Source organism: Nocardia higoensis NBRC 100133, from assembly GCF_000308595.1.
Classification (GTDB): Bacteria; Actinomycetota; Actinomycetes; order Mycobacteriales; family Mycobacteriaceae; genus Nocardia; species Nocardia higoensis.
Window position 1 is genome coordinate 44,379 of sequence record NZ_BAGA01000123.1, and the last position, 9,105, is coordinate 53,483.

Consider the following 9,105-nt stretch of genomic DNA (forward strand, 5'->3'; position numbering starts at 1 on the left):
CGACGGTCCGCCGTGGTGTAATGGCAGCACCTCTGATTTTGGTTCAGATAGTTCAGGTTCGAGTCCTGGCGGCGGAGCACACCGGCACCGTGACTATCGTCGGCCCCGCACATCGCTGACCACGCACGTCACATGCAAGTTCGAGGACAGGCGCCCGAGGGAGATCCATGCCACAGCAGACCGCCGTCGTCGTTCTCGCCGCCGGAGCCGGGACGCGAATGCGGTCGAAGACCCCCAAAGTGCTGCATTCGCTTGCCGGTCGGAGCATGCTCGCCCACGCGCTGCATGCCGCGAACGAGATCGACCCGACCCACTTGATCACCGTCGTCGGCCACGACCGCGAACAGGTCGGCGCGGCCGTCGCCGATGTCGCGGCCGAACTGGGCCGCGAGATCACCCCCGCCCTGCAGGAACAGCAGCTCGGCACCGGCCACGCCGTGCAGTGCGCGCTGCGTTCGCTGCCCGCCGATTTCACCGGTGACCTGCTGGTCACCTCGGCCGACGTGCCGCTGCTCGACGGTCACACCCTGGGCGCGCTGCTCGACGAGCATCGCAGCTACCAGGAACGGTCCGCGGTCACGGTGCTGACCTTCGTCCCCGACGACCCGAACGGCTACGGCCGCATCGTGCGCGACGACGACGGCCAGGTGGTGGCGATCGTCGAACACGCCGACGCCACGCCCGAGCAGGCCGCGATCTGCGAGGTCAACTCCGGCGTCTACGCCTTCGACGTGACCGTGCTGCGCACCATGATCGGCCGGCTGTCCACCGCCAATGCCCAGCACGAGCTCTACCTCACCGATGTGCTGAAGCTGGCCCACGAGGCGGGCCATCCGGTGCACGGCGCGCGGCTGGTCGACGCGGCCAAGGTCACCGGCGTCAACGACCGGGTGCAACTGGCCGAGGCCACCCGCAGGATGAACCGCTACATCCTGGAACGCCACATGCGCGCCGGCGTCACCGTCGTCGACCCGGCCACCACCTGGGTCGACGCGGGCGTGCGGATCGGGCGCGATGCGGTACTGCGGCCCGGGGTGCAGCTGCTCGGCAACACCGTCGTGGGCGAGGACGCCGAGGTCGGGCCGGACAGCACGCTGACCGATGTGGTGGTCGGCGACGGCGCCTCGGTGGTGCGCACGCACGGTTCCGGCGCGGCCATCGGTCCCGGCGCGAGCATCGGCCCGTTCGCGTACCTGCGGCCGGGCACCATCGTCGGCGAGGCCGGCAAACTCGGAGCATTCGTCGAGACCAAGAACGCCTCGATCGGCGCGCACTCCAAGGTCCCGCATCTGACCTACGTCGGCGACGCGACCATCGGCGAGCACAGCAACATCGGCGCGTCCAGCGTGTTCGTCAATTACGACGGGGTGAACAAACACCACACCGTGGTGGGCTCCCACGTGCGCACGGGCAGCGACACCATGTTCGTCGCACCGGTGACCGTGGGTGACGGCGCCTATACGGCGGCAGGTACTGTACTGCGCAGGAACGTTCCGCCCGGGGCTCTGGCGGTGTCCGGCGGACCGCAGAAGAATCTCGAGAACTGGGTGCCGCGGAACCGGCCGGGAACCGCGGCGGCGCTCGCGGCGGCTCGCGCCCTCGCGGCCGACGAGAAATCAAGTCAGGCAACAGAGCAAAAGGATGGCGAACAGTAGTGACCGCATCATGGATCGATAACCAGAAGAACCTGATGCTCTTCTCCGGACGTGCTCATCCCGAGCTCGCCGAGCAGGTCGCCAAGGAACTCGACGTCGCCGTCACCCCGCAGACCGCACGCGATTTCGCCAACGGTGAGACCTTCGTCCGCTTCGAGGAATCGGTGCGCGGCTCGGATGCCTTCGTCCTGCAGAGCTTCCCGGCCCCGGTGAACCAGCACCTGATGGAACAGCTCATCATGATCGACGCGCTCAAGCGCGGTTCGGCCAAGCGGATCACCGCGATTCTGCCGTTCTACCCCTACGGACGCCAGGACAAGAAGCACCGCGGCCGCGAGCCCATCTCCGCTCGCCTGGTCGCCGATCTGCTCAAGACCGCGGGCGCGGACCGCATCATCACCGTCGACCTGCACACCGACCAGATCCAGGGCTTCTTCGACGGCCCGGTCGACCACATGCACGCGCTGTTCCAGCTCTCCGAGCACGTGCGAGCCAACTACAGCCTGGACAACATCACCATCGTCTCCCCCGACGCGGGCCGGGTGAAGGTCGCCGAGAAGTGGGCCAACGCTCTGGGCGGCGCGCCGGTGGCGTTCATCCACAAGACCCGCGACCCGCTGGTGCCCAACCAGGTGAAGTCGCACCGTCCGGTCGGTGACGTCGACGGCCGCACCTGCATCCTGATCGACGACATGATCGACACCGGCGGCACCATCGCCGAGGCCGTGCGCGTGCTGCGTGAGGCCGGCGCGGGTGACGTGGTCATCGCCGCCACCCACGGTGTGCTGTCGGCGCCCGCCGCCGAGCGCCTGGCCGCCTGCGGCGCCCGCGAGGTCGTGGTCACCAACACCCTGCCGATCACCGAGGACAAGAAGTTCCCGCAGCTCACGGTGCTGACCATCGCGCCGCTGCTGGCTCGCACCATTCGCGAGGTCTTCGAGAACGGTTCGGTCACCGGGCTCTTCAACGGCAACGCCTAGTACTTCGACGCGCGAAGGGCGGTCCCGGATCAACCGGGACCGCCCTTCGCGCGTTCGCGCCTTCCATGTCAGCCGCAGAGTCCCGGCTCGCAGGGGCCCTGCGGCCCGGCGGACAGGGTGGACAGCGTGGCCATGATGAGGAACAGGACGGAGTAGGCGCCGTATGCGGCCGAGCCCGCTTCCGGACCGACCTGGGGGATCTCGATGGGCAGCGAGCCCGAACCCGAGCCGCCTGCCGTGTCGCCGAGTTCCTGGACCGCGGTGCCGGTCATCGGTTCGAGGGGCAGCCCCGGGGCCGCGGTGGCCTGGCCCGCCACCACCGAAAGGGTGATCGCCGCCGCCGCGAGGCAGCTCGTCAAGGTTCGCCGCACAGTCTTCCTCCTGTCGCACGCCCCCATTTCCTGGGGCACCATTGATTGGGTAATCCGTTGCAGGACAACTATTTTCAATTCGCACACTATTGGCGAACAGGAGAGTACGCAAGCCGAGGGCCGATGGATCGGGCCGGTCCGGCGTGCGCGATGTCCGAGGTGCGTGGTACGCATTGCTGTCAACGGCCGATCGCACTGTCACCGGCCGAGAAGGGGGGAACATCGTGACGACACCGGAGGATCGTCGGCCGGGGATCGATCTCGGGAAAGCCGGGTCGGACCCGGCCCAGGCAGACCCGACCCTGCTCGCACAGCCGACCGGTTCACCGATGCCGGAGGCGCCCGCGGCAGGGTTCGGCGGAGTCGCGGATCAGGTGCCGGGGACGCCGCCGTCGGCCTACCCCTCGTATCCCTCCTACCCTTCGTATCCCGCCCAGCCGGCGCCGCCCGGACAGCAGGCGGCGTACGGCTCGCCATCCGGTTACGGCCCGCCCCCCGGGTATCCCTCGCAGCCGGGATACGCCGCGCAGCCGCCGTACGCCGCACCGCCCCCGCTGTCCGGGAATCCGTATCCGCCGCAGGGTGGGTTCGCGCCCGCGCCCGCACCGGGGCAGTACGGTGCGCCCTACCCCGGCGCCTACGTTCCGCCGCCGGTCTACAGCCCGCCCGGCGCACCGACCCCGCACGGCTACGTGGAGTCGCAGACCCCGATCTTCTCGATCATCAGTTTCTCGCTCGCGGCCGCGAGTGTGCTGGCGATTCTGATGCTCTGCGGCTTCCCCGCGCTGCTGACCGCGCCCGCCGGAGTCGTGCTCGGGATCATCGGGCACAACAAGCAGGAGTCGCTCGGCATCGGCGCCGCGATCACCAACGGCGTCATCCTGGCGCTGGTGCTGCTGGTGATCCTGTTCGTGGCCGGCGCGTTCTGGTCCGTCTGAGGCGCTCGGTCCCGGTGACGAAACCCCGAGGTCACCTCCCGGATCCGGGGGCGCGTCGGGGTCGATACTGGTTCGAGCCTCGCCCGCCGTCGGCGGGCCGGTCTCGCCGGACTCGCCGGTCGATCCGGCCGGTCCTGATAGAGACGCGGCCGAGGTGGTACTCCAAGCCTTGGTGATGCCGACACGACCAGGAGAGCGTCCATGAGCGATCCGAAGAACCCCGAGGACCCGAGCGACCCGGGCACCGGTGCGACGCCATCGGAGGACGAGCCGACGCCGCCGTCGTTGTCGAAGGAAGCCGGAGGTTCGTCGCCGTCGCCGGGCGGGACACCGCGGTCCGGGGAACCTCCGTCCGGCGGTGCTCCCGGGGGCACACCGCCGCCCTCCGAGTCGGGAGCGACCACCGGCAGGCCGAGTTGGGGGGAGCCGCACGAGACCACCGCTTATCCGGGCGAACCCGGATACCCGAACCAACCGCCGCCGTACGGGGGGTACGAGCCGGGGCCCTATCCCGGCCAGGGGCAGCCGCCCTATCCCGGCCAGGGGCAATCGCCCTATCCGGGCGCGGGACAACCACCGTATCCGGGAGCCGGTCCGGGCTATCCGGGCGCGCAGCAGGAGCCCTACCCGGGTGCGGGACAGGGCGGGTATCCGGGACAAGGCGGGTATCCGGGATATCCTCCCCGGTACGAGCCGTTCGACGACGCACAGCGGGAACGGCAGGGCCCGCAGGTCATGTCGATCATCGGGTTCGTCTGCGCGGTGGTCGCGCTGTTCTTCTGCCCGATCCTGTTCGGGCCGGTCGGCATCGTGCTCGGCGTGGTCGGGCACAACAGCGGCGAGTCGCTGGGCAAGTGGGCCGCGATCGTGTCCGCGCTGGCGTTGGTCGTCGGCCTGCTGTTGGGGCTGGCGTTCTACAACTCCGACATCGTGCCCTCCTAGCACCGACCTCGTGCCCCGGGTGTACCAGGCATCGTGCCCGCGCGGCATGATCGCTCGCCGTGCCCGGACCGTCCCGGTCGCCCGCACCGAGCGGGGTCGGTCGTAGGGTCTGGGACATGGCTGGATTCGGTGGCTTCCCGCTCGCGGGCCTGGACCTGTACGAAGACCTCGAGGTCGACAACTCGAAGACGTTCTGGACCGCGCACAAGCACGTCTACGAGCAGGCCGTCCGCGACCCCATGCAGGCGCTGACGGCCGAGCTGGAAGCCGAGTTCGGGACGGCCAAGATCTTCCGTCCTTACCGCGACGTGCGTTTCGCCAAGGACAAGTCACCGTACAAGACCCATCAGGGCGCGGTGGCGGGAACCGCGCCCGGCGTGGGCTGGTACGTGCAGATCGGCGCGGCGGGACTGTTCGTCAGCGGCGGCTTCTACCGCGGCTCCGCCGAACAGCTCGCGCAGTTCCGGCGGACCGTCGACGACGACATCCGCGGCCCGGAACTGGAAGCGATCCTCGGATCACTCACCGGCGCGGGCTTCTCCCTCGGCGGCGAGACGCTGAAGACCAAGCCCAAGGGTTACGCCGCCGACCATCCGCGCATCGCCCTGCTCCGGCACAAATCGCTGACCTGCTCGCGCCACTTCGGTGCACCGGAGTGGCTGCCCACCCCCGAGACCGCCGACCACGTGCGTCAGGCCTGGTCGGCTCTGCGCCCGCTGGTGGAGTGGTTGACCGCCGTGGTCGGTCCGGCCAACGCCTGAACCGGCACGACCTGCGCGTCACCCGCGCCGGGTGCCGTTCCGCCGGGTGGCGAGTACCAGGGCGAAGCGGTCGTCGGGATCGGTCCACACCTGTTCGACGGCGAAACCGGATTCGGCGAGTTCCGCGCTGAGCCCGTCGACGCGGAATTTGGCGGAGATCTCGGTGCGCATCTGCTCGCCGCGCGCGAAATCGACGGTCAGGTCGAGGTCGGCGACGGTGATCGTCATGTCCTCGAGCGCTGCCAGCCGCATCTCGATCCACTCGTTCTCGGCGTCCCATATCGCGACGTGCTCGAACTTCTCCGGAGCGAAGTCGGCGCGCAGACGGCGGTTGAGCACGTGCAGCACATTGCGGTTGAAGGCGGCGGTCACGCCCTGGGCATCGTCGTAGGCGGGCACGAGCACGGCGGGATCGATCACCAGACCGGCGCCGAGCAGCAGACGCTCGCCTGGTTCGAGCACGTCGCGGATGCCGGTCAGGAAGTCGCGGCGCTCGGCGGGGACGAGATTGCCGATGGTGCCGCCGAGGAAGGCGATCATCCGACGGCCGCCGCGCGGCAGGGCCGCCAGGGTGTCGGTGAAGTCGCTGACCACGCCGTGCACGGTCAGGCCGGGGAACTCCGCCGCCACGTCGGCCGCGGCCGCGCGCAACGCCGCCGAGGAGACGTCCTGCGGCACATAGGTGTGCAGCGGCCCGTGCTCGGTCAGCGCGCTCAGCAACAGCCTGGTCTTGGCGGCCGAACCGGCCCCCAGTTCCACCAGCATCTCGGCCTGCGCGAGCCGCGCGATCTCGCCGACGACCCGCCGCAGCAACGCCCGCTCGGTGCGGGTCGGGTAATACTCGGGCAGCGCCGTGATCTGCTCGAACAGCTCGCTGCCGCGGGCGTCGTAGAACCACTTGGGCGGCAGGCATTTCGGCTCGGCGGTGAGCCCGCGCCGGGCATCGGCGCGCAGGGCCGAGGTGAGGTCGGCGTCGGTGAGGTGCACTTCCAGGGTCGGAGCGGTCATGCGTTCGGCCTTTCGGTGTGCGCGGCGTCGGCTGCCTGGCCGGAGGTGGCCGGGGCGGGATGCACGATGAGCGGGTCGACGGCGAGGCGGCCCGGCTCGGCCTGGACGAGGCAGCGGTCCGGGATCCGCTGCCAGCGCGGGTCGTCGTCGTAGGGCTCCGAGGACAGGATCGCGACGTCATCGGTGACCAGGGCGGCGAGTGAATGGTGGACGGTGGTGGCCAGCAGCCGGGAACCGTCGCACAGCAGCAGGTTGAGGCGGGCCTCGGGGGCGTGGTCGAGCACGGCGCAGGTGAACAGGCGCAGCGCGGCGGCCGGGTTCTCGCCGTAGCCGCCGGACTCGGCCGAGGTGATGAGCGTGCCGAGCAGCACCCACAGTGCCGCGGCGTCGGTGGGCGCTTCGGCGTCGAGGAGCCGGGCGCTCTGGAACAACTTGTTCTGACCGACGCGGGTGGCGGCCGCGTCGAGGTTCGCGCCGACCGCGGTGAGCGTGTGCTGCCAGTCCGGCACCCTGCCGTTGTGACTGGCCGCCCACCGGCCGGTGGTGAACGGCGCACAGGCAGTGCGCTCGATGGGCATGCCGACCGTGGCCGAGCGGACCGAGCCGAGCACGGCGGTGGACTCCAACTGCCCGAGCACCTCGGTGACCGCCGGGTCGCTCCAGATCGGTTCGCGATTGCGGTAGCGGCTCACCCGCGGGCCGTCCGGCCCTGCCCGCCACCAGGCGGCGCCGAACCCGTCGGCGTTGATCGTGCCGCCCCCGCGCATCTCGCGCGGCGCCCAGGACTGCCGGTACAGCGAATGCGGGCCGCGGGTGAGCAGTTCCCCCACCGCCACCGGCGTGCCGACGTAGCCGAGATGGCGGCACATCAGCGCTCGTCCGCTCGCAGGTCGCGCGCCAGCCGGAAGCCGGCGAAGATCTGCCTGCGGATCGGGTGATCCCAGTTGCGGAAGGTGCCGCGGCAGGCGACCTGATCGGTACCGAACGACCCGCCGCGCAGTACCCGGTAATCGCCGCCGAAGAAGACCTCGGAGTACTCCCGGTACGGGAACGCGCGAAAGCCCGGATAGGCCTCGAAGCCCGAGGACGTCCACTCCCAGACGTCGCCGATCATCTGGTGCGCGCCGCTCGGTGACGCCCCCGCCGGATAGGCGCCGACCTCGGCGGGCTCCAGATGCCGTTGTCCCAGATTGGCTTTCGACTCGTCCGGGTCGGCTTCGCCCCACGGGTAGCGGCGGGACGTCCCGGTCACCGGGTCGAAGCGGGCCGCCTTCTCCCACTCGGTCTCGGTCGGCAGCCGCTTGCCCGCCCAGCGCGCGAAGGCCTCGGCCTCGAACCAGCACACGTGCACCACCGGCTGCCGGGGCCGCAGCGGCGTCATCGCGCCGAAGACCCGGCGCCACCACCGGCCGTCGGCGTCGCGCTCCCAGAACTGCGGGGCGGTCAGGCCCGCGCTGGTCCGGTGCTCCCAGCCGCGCTCGGACCACAGCTCCGGGCGCCGGTAACCGCCGTCGTCGACGAAGGCGAGGTACTGCTCGTTGGTGACCGGCGCGGCGTCGATGGCGAAGGCGGGCACGTGCACCGGGTGCGCGGGCCGCTCGTTGTCCAGCGCCCACGGGTCCGCCGAGGTACCCATGAGGAATTCGCCGCCGGGCACGACCACCTCGCCCGCGACGCGGGCCCGCGCCGCGGGGGCGGGCGGCGCGGCGAGCACCGGCTCACCCACCCGCAACTGGTGCGTGGCCAGCATCGTCTCGTCGTGCTGCTGCTCGTGCTGGGCGATCATGCCGAAGGCGAACCCGCCCTCGACCAGCGGGCCGCCACCGAGCGGATTGCGCTCCAGCACGTCCCAGACCTTCTCGCGCACCGTGCCGACATAGCCGCGCGCCTGGGCGGGATCGAGCAGCGGCAGCGCCGGGCGGTTCGCGCGGGCGTGCTTGAACGCGTCGTACAGCTCGTCGATATCGGCGCGCACAGGCTCTCGGCCGCCCACGTCGCGGACGAGCCACAGCTCCTCCTGGTTGCCGATGTGCGCGAGATCCCACACCAGCGGGCTCATCAACGGGGAGTGCTGGGCGATCAGGTCGCCGTTGTCGACGGCGTCGGTGAGCGCGGCGGTGCGGGCCCGGGCGGTCGTCAGAACCTCGGCGATCCGCGCGCGCAGTCGTTCGGCGCCGGCGTGATCCGGCGCGGCGGAGGCGCTCGCCGCAGCGGTGGCGCTCGCCGGAGGCGGCGCGGTGGACGGGGTCCGGTCGCCGGTGGCGTCGAGGGGGTCGGTCACGTTCACGTTCTCCCGGTGGGCTGGTGGGCGAGCGCTGGAACGGGCTCGCGCAGGGACATGGCGGTGGGGCGCCCGGACGGGCGAGCGAGCCTCACGGCAGCGCCCGGACGGGCTCGTCGCCGGGGGTGCGCCCGGCCCGGCAGCGGCGCGCCGCGGCACCGAGATCGGT

At 70.9% G+C, this 9,105-nt stretch carries 9 protein-coding genes and 1 tRNA gene; 6 read left to right on the forward strand and 4 right to left on the reverse strand.

Annotated elements, in window-relative coordinates; translation table 11 throughout:
• Positions 1 to 6 precede the first annotated feature (6 nt).
• The 3 genes from ON26_RS22595 to ON26_RS22605 all read left to right on the forward strand — a co-directional run bounded on the left by ON26_RS22595 (position 7) and on the right by ON26_RS22605 (position 2,635).
• Positions 7 to 77 (forward strand) — tRNA-Gln (locus ON26_RS22595).
• A 90-nt stretch (positions 78 to 167) separates the two neighbouring features.
• Positions 168 to 1,655 (forward strand): bifunctional UDP-N-acetylglucosamine diphosphorylase/glucosamine-1-phosphate N-acetyltransferase GlmU, encoded by a 1,488-nt coding sequence (gene glmU, locus ON26_RS22600; RefSeq protein ID WP_040798279.1) that lies wholly within the window; start codon positions 168 to 170, stop codon positions 1,653 to 1,655.
• Positions 1,655 to 2,635, forward strand: coding sequence for a ribose-phosphate diphosphokinase (locus ON26_RS22605; RefSeq protein ID WP_040798282.1), 981 nt, complete (start codon positions 1,655 to 1,657; stop codon positions 2,633 to 2,635). The genes glmU and ON26_RS22605 overlap by 1 nt, the downstream gene beginning before the upstream one ends.
• Before the next feature lie 68 nt (positions 2,636 to 2,703).
• On the opposite strand, the gene ON26_RS32955 is transcribed toward ON26_RS22605, so the two are convergent.
• Complete coding sequence (locus ON26_RS32955; protein ID WP_157171980.1) at positions 2,704 to 3,006, reverse strand: hypothetical protein; 303 nt, start codon at positions 3,004 to 3,006, stop codon at positions 2,704 to 2,706.
• 224 nt (positions 3,007 to 3,230) lie between these two features.
• Between ON26_RS32955 and ON26_RS22615 the strand changes: the two genes are divergently transcribed.
• The 3 genes from ON26_RS22615 to ON26_RS22625 all read left to right on the forward strand — a co-directional run bounded on the left by ON26_RS22615 (position 3,231) and on the right by ON26_RS22625 (position 5,647).
• Positions 3,231 to 3,944 (forward strand): amastin family protein, encoded by a 714-nt coding sequence (locus tag ON26_RS22615; protein ID WP_040798287.1) that lies wholly within the window; start codon positions 3,231 to 3,233, stop codon positions 3,942 to 3,944.
• 201 nt (positions 3,945 to 4,145) lie between these two features.
• A complete protein-coding gene (locus ON26_RS33550) occupies positions 4,146 to 4,886 on the forward strand; it encodes a DUF4190 domain-containing protein (protein ID WP_157171981.1) in 741 nt (246 codons plus the stop codon).
• 116 nt (positions 4,887 to 5,002) lie between these two features.
• A complete protein-coding gene (locus ON26_RS22625) occupies positions 5,003 to 5,647 on the forward strand; it encodes a DUF2461 domain-containing protein (protein WP_040798290.1) in 645 nt (214 codons plus the stop codon).
• An 18-nt stretch (positions 5,648 to 5,665) separates the two neighbouring features.
• Here the strand turns inward: ON26_RS22625 and egtD are convergent, their stop codons facing one another.
• From egtD to egtB, 3 genes are read right to left on the reverse strand one after another with little or no spacing between them, the layout of a single operon-like run.
• Positions 5,666 to 6,655 (reverse strand): L-histidine N(alpha)-methyltransferase, encoded by a 990-nt coding sequence (gene egtD, locus ON26_RS22630; RefSeq protein ID WP_040798292.1) that lies wholly within the window; start codon positions 6,653 to 6,655, stop codon positions 5,666 to 5,668.
• Positions 6,652 to 7,524 (reverse strand): ergothioneine biosynthesis protein EgtC, encoded by an 873-nt coding sequence (egtC, locus tag ON26_RS22635; RefSeq protein ID WP_083884294.1) that lies wholly within the window; start codon positions 7,522 to 7,524, stop codon positions 6,652 to 6,654. The genes egtD and egtC overlap by 4 nt, the downstream gene beginning before the upstream one ends.
• Entirely contained in the window at positions 7,524 to 8,819 is a 1,296-nt protein-coding gene (gene egtB / locus ON26_RS22640; RefSeq protein ID WP_040798307.1) for an ergothioneine biosynthesis protein EgtB, read from the reverse strand. The genes egtC and egtB overlap by 1 nt, the downstream gene beginning before the upstream one ends.
• Between the last annotated feature and the right edge of the window lie 286 nt (positions 8,820 to 9,105).

Excerpts from the sequence above, each read along its gene's own strand:
- glmU (WP_040798279.1), top strand. The coding sequence starts at position 168 with ATGCCACAGCAGACCGCCGTCGTCGTTCTCGCCGCCGGAGCCGGGACG.
- ON26_RS33550 (WP_157171981.1), top strand. The coding sequence starts at position 4,146 with ATGAGCGATCCGAAGAACCCCGAGGACCCGAGCGACCCGGGCACCGGT.
- ON26_RS22625 (WP_040798290.1), top strand. The coding sequence starts at position 5,003 with ATGGCTGGATTCGGTGGCTTCCCGCTCGCGGGCCTGGACCTGTACGAA.
- egtD (WP_040798292.1), bottom strand. The coding sequence starts at position 6,655 with ATGACCGCTCCGACCCTGGAAGTGCACCTCACCGACGCCGACCTCACC.
- egtC (WP_083884294.1), bottom strand. The coding sequence starts at position 7,524 with ATGTGCCGCCATCTCGGCTACGTCGGCACGCCGGTGGCGGTGGGGGAA.